The 18,281-nt window shown below is 69.7% G+C and carries 18 protein-coding genes and 1 rRNA gene; 4 read left to right on the forward strand and 15 right to left on the reverse strand.

Going from position 1 to position 18,281, the window contains the following annotated elements:
• Positions 1–35: 35 nt before the first annotated feature.
• From ACIQWG_RS26925 to ACIQWG_RS26945, 5 genes are all read right to left on the reverse strand, one after another.
• Positions 36–1,742, reverse strand: coding sequence for a uroporphyrinogen-III synthase (locus ACIQWG_RS26925; RefSeq protein ID WP_404100314.1), 1,707 nt, complete (start codon positions 1,740–1,742; stop codon positions 36–38).
• Positions 1,739–2,698 carry a hydroxymethylbilane synthase gene (hemC, locus tag ACIQWG_RS26930; RefSeq protein WP_404100316.1) on the reverse strand — a complete coding sequence of 320 codons (960 nt, stop codon included), beginning with the start codon at positions 2,696–2,698 and terminating at the stop codon, positions 1,739–1,741. Before hemC ends, ACIQWG_RS26925 begins: the two co-directional genes overlap by 4 nt.
• Complete coding sequence (locus tag ACIQWG_RS26935) at positions 2,695–4,440, reverse strand: glutamyl-tRNA reductase (protein ID WP_404100318.1); 1,746 nt, start codon at positions 4,438–4,440, stop codon at positions 2,695–2,697. The genes hemC and ACIQWG_RS26935 overlap by 4 nt, the downstream gene beginning before the upstream one ends.
• A complete protein-coding gene (locus ACIQWG_RS26940) occupies positions 4,437–5,204 on the reverse strand; it encodes a redox-sensing transcriptional repressor Rex (RefSeq protein WP_404100320.1) in 768 nt (255 codons plus the stop codon). Before ACIQWG_RS26940 ends, ACIQWG_RS26935 begins: the two co-directional genes overlap by 4 nt.
• Before the next feature lie 284 nt (positions 5,205–5,488).
• A complete protein-coding gene (locus ACIQWG_RS26945) occupies positions 5,489–5,776 on the reverse strand; it encodes a glutaredoxin family protein (protein WP_404100322.1) in 288 nt (95 codons plus the stop codon).
• Between the two features lie 131 nt (positions 5,777–5,907).
• Here ACIQWG_RS26945 and ACIQWG_RS26950 point away from each other — a divergent pair, with 131 nt between their 5' ends.
• The 3 genes from ACIQWG_RS26950 to ACIQWG_RS26960 all read left to right on the forward strand — a co-directional run bounded on the left by ACIQWG_RS26950 (position 5,908) and on the right by ACIQWG_RS26960 (position 9,610).
• Positions 5,908–6,828 carry an HAD family hydrolase gene (locus ACIQWG_RS26950; protein WP_404100324.1) on the forward strand — a complete coding sequence of 307 codons (921 nt, stop codon included), beginning with the start codon at positions 5,908–5,910 and terminating at the stop codon, positions 6,826–6,828.
• Between the two features lie 512 nt (positions 6,829–7,340).
• Positions 7,341–8,114, forward strand: a complete 774-nt coding sequence (locus ACIQWG_RS26955) for an ECF subfamily RNA polymerase sigma factor, BldN family (protein WP_404100326.1) — start codon at positions 7,341–7,343, stop codon at positions 8,112–8,114.
• A gap of 251 nt (positions 8,115–8,365) precedes the next feature.
• Positions 8,366–9,610 carry a DUF5667 domain-containing protein gene (locus ACIQWG_RS26960; protein ID WP_404100328.1) on the forward strand — a complete coding sequence of 415 codons (1,245 nt, stop codon included), beginning with the start codon at positions 8,366–8,368 and terminating at the stop codon, positions 9,608–9,610.
• Between the two features lie 66 nt (positions 9,611–9,676).
• Here ACIQWG_RS26960 and ACIQWG_RS26965 read toward each other — a convergent pair whose 3' ends face one another.
• From ACIQWG_RS26965 to ACIQWG_RS26985, 5 genes are all read right to left on the reverse strand, one after another.
• A complete protein-coding gene (locus ACIQWG_RS26965; protein WP_404100330.1) occupies positions 9,677–10,738 on the reverse strand; it encodes a lysophospholipid acyltransferase family protein in 1,062 nt (353 codons plus the stop codon).
• A 14-nt stretch (positions 10,739–10,752) separates the two neighbouring features.
• Entirely contained in the window at positions 10,753–11,814 is a 1,062-nt protein-coding gene (locus ACIQWG_RS26970; RefSeq protein WP_404100332.1) for an NAD-dependent epimerase/dehydratase family protein, read from the reverse strand.
• Between the two features lie 277 nt (positions 11,815–12,091).
• A complete protein-coding gene (locus ACIQWG_RS26975; protein WP_003948845.1) occupies positions 12,092–12,190 on the reverse strand; it encodes a 30S ribosomal protein bS22 in 99 nt (32 codons plus the stop codon).
• 156 nt (positions 12,191–12,346) lie between these two features.
• On the reverse strand, positions 12,347–12,559 hold the full coding sequence (locus tag ACIQWG_RS26980) for a helix-turn-helix domain-containing protein (protein WP_004984898.1): 213 nt from the start codon (positions 12,557–12,559) through the stop codon (positions 12,347–12,349).
• Between the two features lie 129 nt (positions 12,560–12,688).
• Positions 12,689–13,504 (reverse strand): phosphatase, encoded by an 816-nt coding sequence (locus ACIQWG_RS26985; RefSeq protein ID WP_404100334.1) that lies wholly within the window; start codon positions 13,502–13,504, stop codon positions 12,689–12,691.
• A 220-nt stretch (positions 13,505–13,724) separates the two neighbouring features.
• Between ACIQWG_RS26985 and ACIQWG_RS26990 the strand changes: the two genes are divergently transcribed.
• The gene (locus tag ACIQWG_RS26990) at positions 13,725–14,171 is read left to right on the forward strand and encodes a hypothetical protein (RefSeq protein ID WP_404100336.1); all 447 of its coding nucleotides are present in this window, start codon (positions 13,725–13,727) and stop codon (positions 14,169–14,171) included.
• Positions 14,172–14,201: 30 nt separating this feature from the next.
• Here the strand turns inward: ACIQWG_RS26990 and ACIQWG_RS26995 are convergent, their stop codons facing one another.
• The 5 genes from ACIQWG_RS26995 to rrf all read right to left on the reverse strand — a co-directional run.
• Positions 14,202–15,374 (reverse strand): acetoin utilization protein AcuC, encoded by a 1,173-nt coding sequence (locus ACIQWG_RS26995; RefSeq protein ID WP_404100338.1) that lies wholly within the window; start codon positions 15,372–15,374, stop codon positions 14,202–14,204.
• Positions 15,343–16,548: an MFS transporter gene (locus tag ACIQWG_RS27000; RefSeq protein WP_404100340.1), complete on the reverse strand. Its 1,206-nt coding sequence runs from the start codon at positions 16,546–16,548 to the stop codon at positions 15,343–15,345. The genes ACIQWG_RS26995 and ACIQWG_RS27000 overlap by 32 nt, the downstream gene beginning before the upstream one ends.
• 66 nt (positions 16,549–16,614) lie before the next feature.
• Positions 16,615–17,388 (reverse strand): VC0807 family protein, encoded by a 774-nt coding sequence (locus ACIQWG_RS27005; RefSeq protein WP_404100342.1) that lies wholly within the window; start codon positions 17,386–17,388, stop codon positions 16,615–16,617.
• A 92-nt stretch (positions 17,389–17,480) separates the two neighbouring features.
• Positions 17,481–18,125, reverse strand: coding sequence for an HAD family hydrolase (locus ACIQWG_RS27010; RefSeq protein ID WP_404100386.1), 645 nt, complete (start codon positions 18,123–18,125; stop codon positions 17,481–17,483).
• A gap of 61 nt (positions 18,126–18,186) precedes the next feature.
• Positions 18,187–18,281, reverse strand: a 5S ribosomal RNA gene (gene rrf / locus ACIQWG_RS27015); the annotation flags it as partial.

Here is an 18,281-nt window from a genome sequence, read left to right on the forward strand (position 1 = left end):
GCACCCGCACCCCCACACCAACCCCCCACAATCAACTACGTCGTGGACCGCCGCCGCCGAGCCCCCGGCCGCCGCTCACTGGGCCGAGTAACCGGATCCCCAGCCTCCACAGCCGCAGCCCTCCGCCGCAGCCCAAAGTCGGCAAGCGCCTCGGCCAACTTGTGCACAGACGGCTCCGGAGCCATCACATCCACCCGAAGCCCATGCTCCTCCGCGGTCTTCGCGGTGGCAGGACCGATACACGCGATCACCGTCACGTTGTGCGGCTTACCCGCGATCCCCACCAGATTCCGCACAGTCGACGACGACGTGAAGAGAACGGCATCGAAGCCACCCCCCTTGATCGCCTCCCGAGTCTCCGCCGGCGGCGGCGACGCCCGCACGGTCCGATAGGCCGTGACGTCGTCGACCTCCCAGCCCAGCTCGATGAGCCCGGCGACCAGAGTCTCCGTAGCGATGTCGGCCCTCGGCAGGAACACCCGGTCGATCGGGTCGAAGACGGGGTCGTAAGGAGGCCAGTCCTCCAACAGCCCCGCGGCCGACTGCTCCCCACTCGGCACGAGATCCGGCTTCACACCGAACGCGATCAGCGCCTTCGCCGTCTGCTCTCCCACCGCCGCGACCTTGATCCCGGCGAACGCACGAGCATCGAGCCCGTACTCCTCGAACTTCTCCCGAACCGCCTTGACGGCGTTCACCGAAGTGAAGGCGATCCACTCATAACGGCCCGTCACCAGGCCCTTGACCGCCCGCTCCATCTGCTGAGGCGTCCGCGGCGGCTCGACGGCGATCGTCGGCACCTCGTGCGGCACGGCCCCGTACGACCGCAACTGGTCGGAGAGCGAAGCCGCCTGCTCCTTGGTCCGCGGCACGAGCACCCGCCACCCGAAGAGCGGCTTGGACTCGAACCACGACAGCTGATCCCGCTGAGCAGCGGCAGAACGCTCACCGACCACGGCTATCACCGGCCGCCCGCCCTCGGGCGAGGGCAGCACCTTGGCCTGCTTGAGCGTCTGCGCGATCGTCCCCAGCGTCGCGGTCCACGTCCGCTGACGGGTCGTCGTACCGGCGACCGTGACCGTCAGCGGCGTATCGGGCTTGCGCCCCGCGGACACCAGCTCACCGGCGGCCGCGCCGACCGAGTCCAGCGTCGTCGAGACGACGACGGTCCCGTCGGACGCCCCGACCTCGGTCCAGCACCGGTCCGAAGCGGTGCGCGCGTCGACGAACCGCACGTCGGTGCCCTGCGCGTCCCGCAGCGGCACGCCGGCATACGCGGGCACGCCGACGGCGGCGGCGACACCCGGCACGACCTCGAACGGCACGCCCGCCGCGACGCACGCCAGCATCTCCTCGGTGGCGTACGTGTCGAGCCCGGGATCCCCGGACACCGCACGCACGACCCGCCTGCCGCTGCGCGCGGCCTCCATGACAAGATGTGCGGCATCCCGCACCGCGGGTAGCCCAGCGGTCGTTGACGCGCCGTCAACTACCGCTAGCTGAGGCGTGCCTGTGCCGGGCCCGGCGTCCCCGGAGGGACCCGTGTCCGTGTGCACTTCGGCTACGCCGACTCTGGCGTGCTTGCGCACCACGTCGAGCACCTCGTGCTCGGCGACGAGTACGTCCGCGTTCGCCAGCGCCTCTACGGCGCGCAGGGTCAGCAGCCCCGGATCCCCGGGTCCGGCACCGAGGAAGGTGACGTGCCCGTGTTCAAGGCCGGCGGGAAGGGTGGTGGGGCTCACTGTGCTCGCTCCCCCATCAGACCGGCCGCGCCCTGGGCAAGCATCTCGGTAGCGAGTTCGCGACCGAGCGCCAGCGCTTGGTCGTGCGTCTCGGGCACGGGACCGGTGGTGGACAGCTGCACCGTCCGCGAGCCGTCGGTCGTGCCGACGACGCCGCGCAGGCGCATTTCCTTGACAATCTGCCCGTCGGCCAGAAGGTCGGCCAGCGCGCCCACAGGGGCGGAGCAGCCGGCCTCCAGGGCGGCGAGCAGTGAGCGCTCCGCGGTCACGGCGACCCGAGTGAACGGGTCGTCGAGCTCGCCGAGCGCGGCGATCAGGTCCGCGTTGTCCGCGGTGCACTCGATCGCCAGTGCCCCCTGGCCGGGGGCGGGCAAAACTGTGTCGACCGACAGGAAGTCGGTCACCTCTTCGATGCGGCCGATGCGCTGCAAACCGGCCGCGGCCAGCACCACCGCGTCCAGCTCACCGTCGCGCACGTACCGGATCCGCGTGTCGACGTTCCCGCGGATCGCGACCGTCTCGAAGTCCAGCCCATGGCTGCGCGCGTACCCGTTCAGCTGGGCCATCCGGCGCGGCGAACCCGTACCGATGCGCGCGCCGCGCGGCAGGTCGGTGAGCTTCAGTGCGTCCCGGGCGACGATCACGTCGCGGGGGTCCTCGCGCTCGGGGACGGCCGCGACGGCCAGCTCCTCGGGCTGCGTGGTCGGCAGGTCCTTGAGCGAGTGCACCGCGAAGTCGACCTCGCCACGCAGCAGCGCGTCCCTCAGCGCGGTGACGAACACGCCCGTGCCGCCGATCTGCGCGAGGGCCTCGCGGGAGACATCGCCGTACGTGGTGATCTCGACGAGTTCGACGGGCCGTCCGGTCACCCGGCGCACGGCGTCCGCGACCTGCCCGGACTGGGCCATGGCGAGCTTGCTGCGCCTGGTCCCCAGCCGTAGTGCCTGCTGAGTCATCTTGGGCCTCGGTTCTTCTCGGTGCTGTCCTCGGCGCGGGAGACGGAGGCCACCGTCTCCGGGTCGAGGTCGAACAGGGTCCGCAGGGCGTCCGCGTACCCGGCGCCGCCGGGCTCGGCCGCGAGCTGCTTGACCCGCACGGTCGGCGCGTGCAGCAGCTTGTCGACCACGCGCCGCACGGTCTGCGTGATCTCGCCGCGGTGCTTGTCGTCGAGGCCCGGCAGACGGCCCTCCAGTCGGGCGATCTCGTTCGCCACGACATCGGCGGCCATCGCGCGCAGCGCGACCACGGTCGGCGTGATGTGCGCCGCCCGCAGCGCCGCCCCGAAGGCCGCGACCTCGTCGGAGACGATACGGCGGACCTGGTCGACGTCGGCCGCCATCGGAGCGTCGGCGGAGGCTTCGGCCAGCGACTCGATGTCCACCAGCCGCACGCCGGCCAGCCGGTGCACGGCCGCGTCGATGTCGCGCGGCATGGCGAGGTCGAGCAGCGACAGCGCCGGAGCCGGCCGGGGTACGTCGGCGACCGGTTCGGGCTTGCGGCGCTCGGGGATCCGGCCGACGGTGGCCGCGGTCGCGGCGAGCGCGGTGATCAGCTCGGCGTCGGCCTCGGGGCTGCGCCGGGCGGCCTCACGGCGGTCGACGGCACTGCCGGCGGCCCATGCCGCGTGCTGCTCCAGGGTGGCCGCGTCCATCCCCGCGACGGCGGCCTCGCCGAGCACAGAGAAACCTCCCTGCACGGCGGCGACGTCCAGCGGGCAGTTCTCGTCGGTGCCGACGCTGGTGGGCGGCAGCGGGGTCTGCCGTACGTCGGTGGAGTCGGCGTGCGTCCGGGGCGCGGGCGTGCCCGCCTCCGCGAAGGCGACCGGCTGACCGGTACGGCCCTCCACCGCGGCGGCGACCTCCTCGGCGCTCAGCACGAGGCCGGTCGCTCCGGTGCAGGAGACGGCGATGTCGGCACGTGTCAGCTCGACCGGCACCGAATCCATCGGTACCGCGCGGGCCAGCACGTCCGTGTCGTCGCCCTCGTCGAGGCCGTGTCCATATTGCTCGGCGAGCAGCGCGGCGAGGCGCTCGGCGCGGTCCTGGGTGCGGTTGGCGACGACGATCTCGGCGACTCCGACCCGCGCGAGCGTGGCCGCGGCCAGCGAGGACATCGAACCGGCGCCGATGACCAGGGCCTTCTTGCCGCGCGCCCAGGCGGAGACGTCCGCACCCTCGGACAGCTGCTCCAGGCCGAAGGTGACCAGGGACTGTCCGGCGCGGTCGATGCCGGTCTCGGAGTGGGCGCGCTTGCCGACCCGCAGGGCCTGCTGGAACAGGTCGTTCAGCAGCCGTCCGGCGCTGTGCAGCTCCTGCGCCTTGGCCAGGGAGTCCTTGATCTGCCCGAGGATCTGGCCCTCGCCGACGACCATGGAGTCGAGCCCGCAGGCCACCGAGAACAGGTGGTGGACGGCCCGGTCCTCGTAGTGCACATAGAGGTACGGCGTGAGCTCGTCGAGCCCCACTCCGCTGTGCTGGGCGAGCAGCGTGGACAGCTCGGCGACACCGGCGTGGAACTTGTCCACGTCGGCGTACAGCTCGATGCGGTTGCAGGTGGCCAGCACGGCGGCCTCGGTGGCCGGCTCGGCGGCGACCGTGTCCTGGAGCAGCTTGATCTGGGCGTCCGCGCTCAGCGCCGCGCGTTCCAGCACGCTGACCGGCGCGCTGCGGTGGCTCAGTCCGACGACGAGGAGACTCATGCCGGCATCACGGCGGGTACGTCCCCGTCTGGCCCCTGGTCGGCTGATGCGTCGGAATCACGGGTGACGGCGGCCGGTCCGGAGCCGTCCGAGTGGGCCTCCTCGCCGGCCTTGCGCTGCTCGTGGAAGGCGAGGATCTGCAACTCGATCGAGAGGTCGACCTTGCGCACGTCGACGCCGTCGGGGACGGTCAGCACGGTCGGCGCGAAGTTCAGGATGGAGGTCACCCCGGCGGCCACGAGCCGGTCGCAGACCGGCTGGGCGGCACCGGCGGGGGTGGCGATGACACCGATCGACACGCCGTTGTCCTGGATGATCTTCTCCAGGTCGTCGGAGTGCTGCACGGGGATGCCGGCGACGGGCTTGCCGGCCATGGACGGGTCGGCGTCGATGAGCGCGGCCACCCGGAAACCACGGGAGGCGAACCCGCCGTAGTTGGCGAGGGCGGCGCCGAGGTTACCGATACCGACGATCACAACCGGCCAGTCCTGGGTGAGGCCCAGTTCGCGGGAGATCTGGTAGACGAGATACTCGACGTCGTAGCCGACACCGCGCGTTCCGTACGACCCGAGGTACGAGAAGTCCTTGCGCAGCTTGGCGGAGTTGACCCCCGCCGCGGCCGCGAGCTCCTCGGAGGAGACCGTGGGTACCGAGCGCTCCGACAATGCGGTCAGGGCTCGGAGGTACAGCGGAAGCCGGGCGACGGTGGCCTCGGGAATCCCTCGGCTGCGGGTCGCCGGTCGGTGAGTTCGGCCAGTTGCCACGGTGCTCCTGCGGGTAGAGCGGGGCTGTAGGCGGTCACACGTCCCTACATGACCGCCCCGTCGAAAGCAGGCTATGTCTTTGTGAACGCGTGCACAAAGATGGTGTCCGATTTGCCCGCCCAACGTGACCGGGCTCACGCACGCCCGGCGCACAGGTATGGAACCGGCGCACACGCACCACCGTTCCTCAACTCTTGGGGGCAAAACCGCACACTCTCCTCTACGATCCCCGCCCCCGAGACCAAGTCGCCGTCGATCCTAAGCCGTTTCGCGAGCACTTTGGACTACCCGGTCAGTGCTTTGCGGAGGCGATCCTCGTTCACGCGCCAGAACGTGTGCTGGGCGCCGTCGACGAGGACGACGGGGATCTGTTCCCAGTACTGGTCGTGCAGTTGGGGATCCTGGTTGATGTCCTTCACCTCCCACGGAACCCCCAGTTCGCCACACACCTTCCGGACCGTGTCCTGTGCGGCATCACACAGATGACAGTCCGGTTTGCCGATGAGCGTGACCAGCCGGTCCTGCGGGGACTTGGCTGCGCCGCGACGAAAAAGGGGGCTCATGTCAGCCATTCTCGCGCGCCGGCGCCCGGAGGGTCGGCCGCTGCCCCACCACACTGTTTAACTGCGCGGTCGCGGAGAGTTCACAACCTCCAAACCTCTCCACTCCGGAAGCACCGAACAGAATGGCTATGCTCACGGTCATGGCCGCTCTTCGATGGCTCACTCCCCGTAGGCGCTCCGCCACGGCGCGAAGCGTGTTGGCTGGCGAGGCCTCGGCGGAGGCAGCGCGCAAGTCGTCGCAGGAAGCGACGGAGGTCCCCGAGGCCGAACCGGACTTCCCCGTACTCGGCGACGAGAAGGCCGCCGCGTTCTTCGACCTCGACAACACCGTGATGCAGGGCGCGGCGCTCTTCCACTTCGGGCGCGGCCTGTACAAGCGGAAGTTCTTCGAGACCCGCGACCTCGCGAGGTTCGCCTGGCAGCAGGCGTGGTTCCGGCTGGCCGGCGTCGAGGACCCGGAGCACATGCAGGACGCGCGCGACTCCGCTCTCTCCATCGTCAAGGGCCACCGCGTCGCCGAGCTCCAGTCGATCGGCGAGGAGATCTACGACGAGTACATGGCCGAGCGGATCTGGCCGGGCACCCGTGCCCTCGCCCAGGCCCACCTGGACGCGGGCCAGCGGGTCTGGCTGGTCACGGCCGCCCCCGTGGAGATCGCCCAGGTGATCGCCCGCCGCCTCGGCCTCACCGGGGCGCTGGGCACCGTGGCGGAGTCGGTGGACGGCGTCTACACCGGCAAGCTGGTCGGCGAGCCGCTGCACGGCCCGGCGAAGGCGGAGGCCGTTCGCGCCCTGGCCGCGGCGGAGGAACTGGACCTCTCCCGCTGCGCCGCCTACAGCGACTCGCACAACGACATCCCGATGCTCTCCCTGGTCGGCCACCCCTACGCCATCAACCCCGACACCAAGCTCCGCAAACACGCCCGCCAACTGGACTGGCGCCTACGCGACTACCGCACGGGCCGAAAGGCAGCGAAGGTCGGCATCCCGGCGGCTGCCGGCGTCGGCGCGGTGGCCGGCGGCACGGCAGCGGCGATCGCGCTCCACCGCCGCCGGCGGTAACGCCCGCACCCTTCACACACCACCGCCGGTCGCATCTCCCAGCCCGTCCGGCGTTTGAGGACAAGGCCCTTCAGGGGCCGACGGGGGGTCCAGGGGGCGCAGCCCCCTGGTGGGGTCGAAGGGGCAAAGCCCCTGGAGATGGGACGGGTAGGGGCGGCGGGGGCGAAAAAACCCGGGTCGGTCACAACCTGGCCACGCCCGACCACGCAGCCCAATCCGCACCTCATACCCCCACAACTCCCTGTCCAGTCCCCTTGGCTGCACACGGCCACAACACGCCCCGGAGTCAGCCGGAACGCGGACGAATTCGATCAACAATCGGTCACTCTCCGGCACTTGATCGGGCGTCAATCGGTTACAGAAGAGACGCAATCGGTGATTTGAGCAACTGGGCGTAGCAGTGCCTGCACGAAGCGTTATTCTCCTCAGACGCAAACCGGTACCTCTCCGTCGCTACGACGGGTGAACGGTTCCGCACTGCACGTGATGGAAGCTCTGCCTCTGGGAGTCCCGTGTACCCACACGTCGGGGTTGACGCCTCGGGCCTGGCTACGCTCCGCGCAACGGTCCAAGACCTGCTGCGCGGCTTCGTCCCCACCGCGTACGCCGTCCCCGCCCTCGCCGTAACCACCGCGCCCGTAGGCCCGTGCTACGCGCTCGCCGAAGGCAGCGCGGCAGTCGGCAGACGGGGACGGTCGGCCGGCACCACGACCGCTCGCCGCCCCGCGGCGGACAGCGACAGCGCTCGAATGATGGATCTAGTCGAACGCGCGCAGGCCGGCGAGGCCGACGCGTTCGGACGCCTCTACGACCAGTACAGCGACACCGTGTACCGGTACATCTACTACCGCGTCGGAGGGAAAGCCACCGCCGAGGACCTCACCAGCGAGACCTTTCTGCGCGCCCTGCGCCGCATCGGCACCTTCACCTGGCAGGGCCGCGACTTCGGGGCCTGGCTGGTCACCATCGCCCGCAACCTCGTCGCCGACCACTTCAAATCGAGCCGCTTCCGCCTTGAGGTGACCACGGGCGAGATGCTCGACGCCAACGAGGTCGAGCGCTCCCCGGAGGACTCCGTCCTGGAGTCCCTCTCCAACGCCGCACTCCTCGACGCCGTGCGACGTCTCAACCCCCAACAGCAGGAGTGCGTCACGCTCCGCTTCCTCCAGGGCCTCTCGGTCGCCGAGACGGCCCGTGTCATGGGCAAGAACGAGGGCGCCATCAAGACCCTCCAGTACCGGGCCGTCCGCACCCTCGCCCGACTGCTGCCGGACGACGCGCGCTGAGCGCGTCCAGGGCACCTGTCCAGTACGCTCCGCAACCTACAACTCACCCTCGGTGAAAGTCCGTTGACTTCGAGGTCCGTTCATCCGCCGTCCGTAACCCAAGTGCCGCGCCACTCGTTGTGCGGGATGCAGGCTCCCTGTGGTCACTCCCTGGCCGACTTCGATCACTCGATCGAGTGCATGTGGTCAGGGCGTGCAACCCTCAGGACCCCCTGGGGAGCCGACCGTCATCACGAGAGGAGGTGCCGCCAGTGATCGCGAACGTATCGGCACACCGGCGGGCGAACGCCTTCGCCCAGGCCATGGACGAGCTGACCGACCGGGGTTCGGCGGCCACGCAGCCCGAGCAGTCCGATGGAACGGCACCGGCACCGGCTGCCGCGGAACAGTCCGAGCAGGGGCGCCTGTTGGCCCTGACCGCAAGTCTCGGCGACCTGCCGAAACCCCAGCTCGACCCCGAGGTCAAGGTGGTCCAGCGGGCTCAGCTCGTGGCCGCGATGGAGGCCATGCTCCAGGAGGGCACCGCGGGCGGCGAGGCGAGCCCCGCCTTGCCCGGCCAGCGTTCGCAGCGGGGACGGGGAGCGCACCGCGCCTCCCCGCTCGGGAAGTTGCGCCCCCGGTCACGGCTCGCCAAGGGCCTCACCGCGGGCGGGCTCAGCGTCGGTGTAGCCGCCGGGGCCTTCGGCGGGGTCTCCGCCGCCAGCTCCGACGCCCTGCCCGGCGACTCCCTGTACGGCCTCAAGCGCGGCATCGAGGACTTCAAGCTCAACGTCCTGGCCGACGGCGACGACGAGCGTGGCCGCACCTACCTCGACCAGGCCTCCACCCGGCTGAGCGAGGCCCGGCGGCTGATGGAACGCGGTCGCGGCGGACAGCTCGACCACGAGTCGATGGCGGAGATCCGCCGCGCCCTGTACGGCATGCGGCACGACGCCTCCGAGGGCCACCGCCTGCTGCGCGAGGCGTACCACCGGGACCCGAACTCGCTGGGTCCCATCCAGGCGCTCTCCGCCTTCTCCCGCTCGCACCGCGTGGCCTGGGGCCACCTCCGTGAGCGGCTTCCGCTCCAGCTCGGGGACGTCGGTGACGAGGTCTCGTCGGTGTTCGACGCCATAGACGAAGAAGTCGCCCCGCTGGAGTCGCTGCTTCCGCAGCAGCCGCCCCAGAGCGGCGACGGCAAGCGGCGCGGCGGCTCGGGGTCGGCGTCCACCGGCACATCGGGCACGGACCGCTCGGCCCGCCCCAGCGCCGGCAGCAGCTCCTCCGACGGCAACCGCTCCAGCCGCCCGAGCAAGTCGGCCGAGAGCTCCGGCAGTGAGAACGAGGGCCTGCTCGGCGGAAGCACCGGCGGCCTCCTCGACCCCCCGAAGGACACCGGCAGCTCAGGCTCGTCGTCGTCCACCCCAACCCCCACCACCGAGCCTGCGGTAACCCTCCCACCCCTCCTCCCCGGCCTCCTCCCCGGCCTGGGCATCGACAGCGAGGACGCGAACTAGCCAGTACGACGATGGGGGTGCCCTCCGAGCGGAGGGCGCCCCCATCGTCGTAGAACGCTTCATGCGTCAGAAGAAAACCGACCGCCGCTGCACCAACAACTTGTACAACGTGTGCTGAATCTGCTCCCTGACCTGGTCCGTCAGGTTGAACATCAGCATCGGGTCCTCGGCCGCTTCCGGTGGATAGCCGTCCGTCGGGATCGGCTCGCCGAACTGGATCGTCCACTTCGTCGGGAGCGGGATCGCACCCAGCGGCCCCAGCCACGGGAAGGTCGGGGTCAGCGGGAAGTACGGGAAGCCCAGGAGGCGGGCCAGCGTCTTGGCGTTGCCGATCATCGGGTAGATCTCCTCCGCGCCGACGATCGAGCACGGGATGATCGGCGCGCCCTGGCGCAGAGCCGTCGAGACGAAGCCGCCGCGGCCGAAGCGCTGGAGCTTGTAGCGCTCGCTGAAGGGCTTGCCGATGCCCTTGAAGCCCTCCGGCATGACGCCGACCAACTCGCCCTGTGCGAGCAGCCGCTCCGCGTCCTCCGCGCAGGCCAGCGTATGGCCGAGCTTGCGGGCGAGTTCGTTGACCACCGGCAGGACGAAGACCAGGTCGGCGGCGAGCAGGCGCAGATGCCGGCCGGCCGGGTGGTTGTCGTGGACGGCGACCTGCATCATCAGGCCGTCCAGCGGCAGCGTGCCCGAGTGGTTGGCCACGATCAGCGCGCCACCGTCGGTCGGGATGTTCTCGATGCCCTTCACCTCGACCCGGAAGTACTTGTCGTACAACGGGCGCAGCAGCGACATCAGGACCTGGTCGGTGAGCTCCTCGTCGTAGCCGAAGTCGTCGACCTCGTAGTCCCCGGTGAGGCGGCGGCGCAGGAACGCCAGCCCGCTCGCGATGCGCCGCTCCAGGCCGCCGTTGTCGTCGTCCTGGTGCTTCACAGGGGCGGGCTCTTCCTCAGGTGTCACAGGAACATCATCCTGCGCGAAGGACCGTCCCGGGAGAGGCTGGACCTCACCCACCAGCGCGGATTCACCGCTCTTGCGCCGGCTCCCCCCGCTCCGGCGCCGCGACGGCCGCTGAACGGCGTTCCCGCGGGACCGGTCGTCGTCGAACGGAATGACCTTGGCGTCCGCCATCGTTGATGCGCTCCTCAGTTGGCGCTCTGCGTCGGGAGGTGACCGCCACCCAGGACGGGCAGCGCGGCGATCCGGTCGACGGCCCCGGCAAGGGCCTCCGGCGGCAGCAGACCCGGTCCGCGGCTGCGCGCGAACTCCGCGAAGGTCTCCGCCGTCGTGTACTTCGGCTGGAATCCGAGGGTCTCTCGCATCTGGTCCGTCGCCACCACCCGGCCGTGCGTGAGCAACCTGATCTGCTCCGGCGAGAAGTCCGACATACCCAGCGTACGCACCAGGGAGCCCGCCCAGGTGACGGCGGGCAGCAGCAGCGGCACGGTGGGCCGGCCCAGCCGCCGGGAGCACTGCGAGAGCAGCAGCACACCGTCGCCCGCGATGTTGAACGTGCCGCTGTTGAGCGTGCCCCGCGCCGGCTCGTGCGAGGCGATGCGCAGCACCTCGATCACGTCGTCCTCGTGCACGAACTGCAACCGTGGGTCGTAGCCGAGCACGGTCGGCAGCACCGGCAGCGAGAAGTACGAGGCGAGCGGAGTGTCCGCGCTCGGTCCGAGGATGTTGGCGAACCGCAGCACGCACACGGCGACATCGGGCCTGCGGCGCGCGAAGCCCCGCACATACCCCTCGACCTCGACCGCGTCCTTGGCGAAGCCGCCGCTGGGCAGGGACTTGGGCGGCGTGGTCTCGGTGAAGACGGCCGGGTCGCGGGGCGCGGACCCGTACACGTTGGTACTGGACTTGACCACGAGCCGTTTGACGGTAGGGGACTTCTGGCAGGCGCCGAGCAGCTGCATGGTCCCGATGACGTTGGTCTCCTTGACCGTGGTCCGGCTGCCGCTGCCGAGCGCGGTCCCGGTCACGTCCATGTGGACGACGGTGTCGGCGCCGCTCTCCGCCAGCACCCGCGCGATGGTGGGCTGCCGGATGTCGGCCTGGATGAAGTCGGCACCGCCCAGGTGGTGCTCGGGCGGGACCGCGTCCACGGCGACCACCCGGTCGACCTCCGGGTCACGCTGGATCCGTCGTACGAAACGGCCCCCCAGTTGACGGGCCACTCCGGTCACGAGCACGACCTTGCCCAAGATCAGCGCCTTCCTTCCAGCACTCGTACCCCTGCCGAGTTCCCCGTGTGCGGCCAACTTAGCGGGTCGATGTTGCGCTGTGATGACCGCCCAATGCACGAAGTGACGAGAAATCCCTGCGTACGACCGGATGGGTCAGCTCTTTGTCCAGGCATATGCATACGGTCGTCCCGTCCTACGCACACGGTACGGCTCCTCGCACACCGTCCCGGATACGCGTGTGGCCCCCCACCGGGTCTGGTGGGGGGCCACAATCACGCTGCTTTCGCGGCGTCGCTTACTTCTTGTTGCGACGCTGAACGCGCGTGCGCTTGAGCAGCTTGCGGTGCTTCTTCTTAGCCATCCGCTTGCGCCGCTTCTTGATAACAGAGCCCACGACTACCCTCGCTCACTTCTCATCACTCGGCGTTGGGCGCCATGGGCCCATACGACCTACGAGGGGCTAGCCTACCCGCCCGAGCGCTGAGGTCGTAATCGAGGGGACGAGGGGGAATCCTGAACAGCCCTGAGGATCCCCTCTCGCCCGTCGCTGTCAGGCGGTTTCCACCCCCACGTAGCTCTCGCGGAGATATTCGTGAACCGCTTGCTCCGGGACGCGGAATGACCGCCCCACACGGATCGCGGGCAGATGACCGCTGTGCACCAGCCGGTACACGGTCATCTTCGACACTCGCATCACCGAGGCGACTTCCGCCACGGTAAGGAACTGAACCTCGTTCAGAGGCCTCTCGCCAGCTGCAGCCATGACACACCTGAACCTTCCGCACTCGACGGCCACCGGCTTCCCCTTCCGGTGACTCTTCGTCGCTGCGTGCTCACTCCCCAATGTAGGTGCCAGTGATGCGAGTGGGGAAGAGGTGCAGCCATCGGCGACCTACTGTGACAGACACGCTCGATTGAGTACGTAGCGGGTAAGCGGCCGGTAGTAATCAGACCGCACAGCGTCATCAAGTGGAACGACGACGGACACCGACCCCTCGGCCTGCCCCACAAAGAGCGCGGGGTCATTCGTATCGGCCGGACCAATGGCCTCAAACCCCAGCTGACCTGCCCCGCAGACCCAGCCGTGATCGCCGATCACCAGCTCCGGCATGGGCCCGCCGGCCTCCGCCGCGGCCGCCAGCGCGATGCGAACCGGGAGGGGTGAGTGCGTGTGTGCGCCGGGCTCACAACCGGGGCGAGAGGCGCCGGGTTCCCGCACCAGCGCGACTCCTCGTACGTAGGCAAGGTTGTACGTGCGTAGACCGAACCGGGTCGTTATGTCGACACAGCGACCATGCGCGGGAGTGAGGACGGCACACCCCGCCGCCGACAGCGCGTCCGCCAAGGCGGCGTAGAAACCGAGCAGTCGGTGGGGGTGCCCGGTGCCGAGCAGGACAGGGGCACTGCGCTGGGCGGCTGCCGCGAGACGTTCCGCGAAGGCATCCAGAGCGGTCAGAGTCAGCTCAGGATCGATCACATCATGACCTGTGGTGTGATGCGGATCGGCCGAAACCCCGCACTTCTCCGCCATCAACGCAATCAATTCGCGCACTCCCCAGCTCCCCGCGGGATCCAGCCCGAGCAGGGCGCGCGGATCGCGAGCGGCGAAGAGCCGGTAGCTCCGCAGACTCTCCTCACGGGAGGTGGCCACGGGACCGGCCAGGTGCGCGGCGAGAAGGTGGGCGCGCAGGGCTCCGGTGGTCAGCACGTGAGCGATGGTGACGGACCAGGCGGACGCCTACGCCTGGAACCGGGGAAACACCCCACAGTTGGCGTAACGGTGATCGTGACGGCGGTGACGGAACGGCTACAGAACCGCCCACAACCGACCGATGGGCTCCCTGGTCTCACAACACGTGTGCGGCGAAAGCCAGTTGACCGACGTCCCAGACGCCTCGCACACCGACCACCACCACAGGGGGAACACCATGAAGCTGACCCGTAGAACAGCCGCCACCGCCGCGACCCTCGCCGCCCTCACCCTCGGCGGCACGCTGGCCACGACGGCCCCGGCATCGGCGGCCACCACCGCGGGCGCGTACAACGGCAAGTGCGGCGAGGGCTATTACGTCCACGACTGGACGGAGATCCGCGACTCGGCCCGCAAGACCATCGGCACCGTGTACGTCACCTACAACCGGGACACCGAGCAGCACTGCGCCGTGCTGGTCCGCACGAACCCCGGGACCCGGATGTTCATGGAGGTCACCCTGGACACCGCGCCCACCTCGGGCAAGCCCGAGCGGGACTACGGCTCCTACTCCTCCTACGCCGGCCCGGTGTACCTGGACGCGTCGCAGTCCGACGCCCAGTGCCTGGAGTGGAGCGGCACGATCGACATCTACTACGACAGTGTGCAGGGCCTCTGCTCCTAGCCGGCCGGTCCGCCCGCTGCGGGGGCGCGGCTAAGGCAGCAGCCCCCGCAGCGGGAACGCCGCCCGCCGGGCAGCCAGTACGGCCTGGTCGAGCCGGTCCGCGGGGTCGTACCCCGACTCCCAGTCCTGCCAGGACAGCGGCCACCGTCCGTCGGTCATCCGCGCCGGCGCCAGTTGCCGCGTCCGCGCGAAGACCTCCTGCCGCCAGCTCTCCGGGATCATCGCCTCGGGCTCGACCGGCCGCCCCGCGGCGATGCCCACGAGATGCGTCCACGACCGCGGTACGACCTCCACCACGGCGTATCCGCCCCCACCGAGCGCGACCCACTTGCCGTCGGCGTGCTCGTGGGCGAGGTCGTGACAGGCCACCTGCACGGCCCGCTGCGCGTCCAGCGACACCGCCAGATGCGCCAGCGGGTCCTCGAAGTGCGTGTCGGCGCCGTGCTGGGTCACCAGCACCTGCGGCCGGAAGTCCGCGATCAGCTCCGGCACCACGCCATGGAACGCCCGCAGCCACCCGGCGTCCCCGGTGCCCGCCGGCAGCGCCACGTTCACCGCCGAGCCCTCGGCGTCCGGCGCACCGGTCTCCTCCGGCCACCCCGTCTGCGGGAACAGCGTGCGGGGGTGCTCGTGCAGGGAGATCGTCAGCACCCGCGGATCGTCCCAGAACGCCGCCTGCACCCCGTCCCCGTGATGCACGTCGACATCGATGTACGCCACCCGCTCGGCACCCAGTTCCAGCAGCCGAGCGATGGCCAGCGAGGCGTCGTTGTAGATGCAGAACCCCGAGGCGCCGCCCGGCATCGCGTGGTGCAGCCCGCCCGCGAAGTTCACGGCGTGCAGTGCCTCGCCGCGCCACACGGCCTCCGCCGCCCCGACCGACTGCCCGGCGATCAACGCCGACACCTCGTGCATGCCGGCGAACGCGGGGTCGTCCAGGGTGCCGAGCCCGTACGACTGGTCCGCCGCCCTCGGCTCAGCCGAAGCCGCCTTCACGGCCTCGATGTAGTCCTCCCGGTGGACGAGCCGCAACGTGGACTCCCCGGCCGGCTTGGCCGCGACGACCTCCAGCTCCCTATCGAGCCCGAAGGCATCGACGAGTCTCCGGGTCAGGGCCAGCCGGACCGGATCCATCGGATGCTCCGGCCCGAAGTCGTAGCCCGTTACTGCCTCATCCCACATCAGCTGTGCGCGGCCGCTCATGCCCGTCACCGTATCGGTCCGGTTGAGCGGCGAACGAACGGGCGTACACAAGCGTCACCAGCACCAACACCATCGGCACAAGCATGGCCCCGCGATAGTTCCAGGCGTCCCCCAACGCCCCCACCAACGGCGAACCGATCAAAAACCCCACATAGTTGAAAACATTGAGCCGCGCGACGGCCGTATCCGAAGCCCCCGGAAACAACCGCCCGGCCGCCGCGAAGGTCTGCGGCACCAGCACGCACAACCCCACCCCGACCAGCGTGAACCCGAGCATCCCGAACCAGGCGCCCGACGCCCCGGCCACCACCGCGAACCCGGCCGCCGCCACCAGCGCCCCGCCCCGCACGACCACCACGGCCCCGAACCGGCGCACCCCGAAGTCCCCGATGGCCCGCCCCAGCAGCGTGGTCACCATGTAGACGTTGTACGGCACGGTGGCCAGTTGCTCCGAGCTCCCCAGCACATCCTGGAGGTACTTGGCGCTCCAGTTGGAGACCGTCGAGTCGCCGATGTACGCGAAGGTCATCACCAGACACAGCGGCAACAGCATCTTGAAGACAACGGGCCCACCCTCGGCCGAAGCCTCCGACGCCACCGCCGGGTCACCGACGCCACCCCCGTCGACGTACCACCGACTCCCCACCAGCGCGGCCGGCAGCAGCACCACCACGACCGGCAGATACGACACGACCAACGCCAGATCCCAGTGCGCACCCACCCAGGCCAGCGAAGCCCCCACAATCCCGCCCAAGCTGTAAGCGGCGTGAAAACTGAGCATGATGCTGCGCCCGTACGACCGCTGGAGGCTCACCCCGAGCATGTTCATCGAGGCGTCCAGCGCCCCCACGGCCAGCCCGAACGCGGCCAGGGCCACCCCCAGCTCGACCATCCGGTCGCCCGCCCCGACCCCGAGCAGCGCCAGGAGCACGACGGGTTGGGACCAGCGCAGCACCCGGCTCGGCGGTATTCGCTTCACCAGCCGCTCGGTCGTGACACTGCCGACGCCGGCGAGCACCGGCACGGCGGCGAGGAAGGCGGGCAGCAGCGCGTCGGAGACGCCGTACCGGTCCTGGATGGCCGGAATCCGGGTCACCAGCAGGGCAAACGCAACACCCTGAGCGAAGAAGCTCAACGCCAACGAGGCCCTGCCGCGCCGCAGCACATCAGTCATGGCGGCGAGCGTAGGGCCCCGGCGTACCGGTGGGTAGATCCAGCCAAAGATGAGTTTCCCTCAGCTTCAGCGGGCGGTCACGAGGTTGGGGGTGTGGCGCCCGGACTCGGCCGACTCCCACCCCACCGGCGCCTCATCGCCCTGCGCCACCGCGGCCTTTGACCCGGCGCACTTCGCCTCCGCGACGACCATGGCGGCCATCGGACCGGCGCCCAGCGCACCACTGACCAGGAAGCCCAGGCCCATGGCCACGGCCATGATCACGTTCCCGACCCACACCATGGTGTCCACCGGCAGGGTGTAGGCCCCCACGATCCGCACCACGCACTCCGCCAGCAGTACGACGCCCCACACCAGCGAGAACACCCGCTCGGCCCGCCGGAACCGAGCCGAACCGGCGTGCAACCGCGCCCAGGCCGCCTCCCGGCCCGCGTCCCCCTTCACCACCCAGGGCTTCATCCCGGCCGTCATCATCGGCTTGCCGAGCACGACGGAGACGATGATCCCGATCCCGATCGTGCTGCTGACCGCACTGTCCTTGGCGAGCATCAAGCGAGGGTCGCCGGCCACGAAGCTGAGCAGCAGCGACACGACGTTCACGAACAGGATGAGGGCGGCGAGCCCGTTGACCTCGCGCGTCCTCCACACACCCCACCCCGTCCGCACCGCCGGCACCACACTGCTGAGGCCGAGCGCCATCAGGGTGCTCATCCCGAAGCCGTTCCTGAGGATGTAGTACGCCCCGAGGGGCACCGCGACGTCGATGATCAGCGGCGCGAAGTTCCGCAGCACGCTACGGCTCCTGGTGCTCCCGCCCTTGGTGTTCCCCGTGTTCGTCATGCCCTCAGCTTCGCGGCCGGCGCCGAGCCGCCGGTAGAAACGATCGTCCAGGGCTCGACGTGACAAATGTCAGTCTCGGACCACCCTCCCCGTCACACGAGCAGGTCAGCCAACTCACCCATGTCGGAGAACAGTTGATCTGCCTCGGCGAGCCTGGCCGCAGGGGTCATCGCGGTGAACCCGTACACCTCCATCCCGGCGGCGACGGCCGCCCGCACGCCCAGCGGACTGTCCTCGACCACGACACACCGCTCCGGCGCGACCCCCATCCGCTCCGCGGCATGGAGGAACAGATCCGGCGCGGGCTTCCCCCGTCCCACATCCTCCGAGCTGAAGATCCGCGAGTCGTCGAACCACCTGTCCAACCCGGTCGTCCGATGCCCCACCCGAATCCGCTCATGACTCCCGGACGACGCCACACAGAACGGCACCCCGTCCGCCACAAGCTTCTCCAGCACGTTCCCGACGCCGGGCACGGCCTTCAACTCCCGCTCGAACGCGGCGAACACCCTCCCGTGGAAGACATCATCGAAGTCCGCGGGCAACCGTCGCCCCGTCCGCTCCCACACCAGATCATGAATCCGGTGCATCGCCGACCCCATGTACTCCCGAATGGAGTCCTCGTACGACGTCGGATGCCCCAACTCGGTGAGGTAAGCGGCAAGGAGCCGGTTCGAAATGGACTCACTGTCGACGAGTACGCCGTCATTGTCGAAGATCACCAGGTCACATCGCATACGCCTGAGCTTAAACGCAAAAAGGCCCACGCCATATGGCGTGGGCCTTTTCCTAAAATTTGTTCGGCGGTGTCCTACTCTCCCACAGGGTCCCCCCTGCAGTACCATCGGCGCTGTAAGGCTTAGCTTCCGGGTTCGGAATGTAACCGGGCGTTT

This window comes from Streptomyces sp. NPDC098781 (assembly GCF_044759995.1).
Lineage (GTDB): Bacteria > Actinomycetota > Actinomycetes > Streptomycetales > Streptomycetaceae > Streptomyces.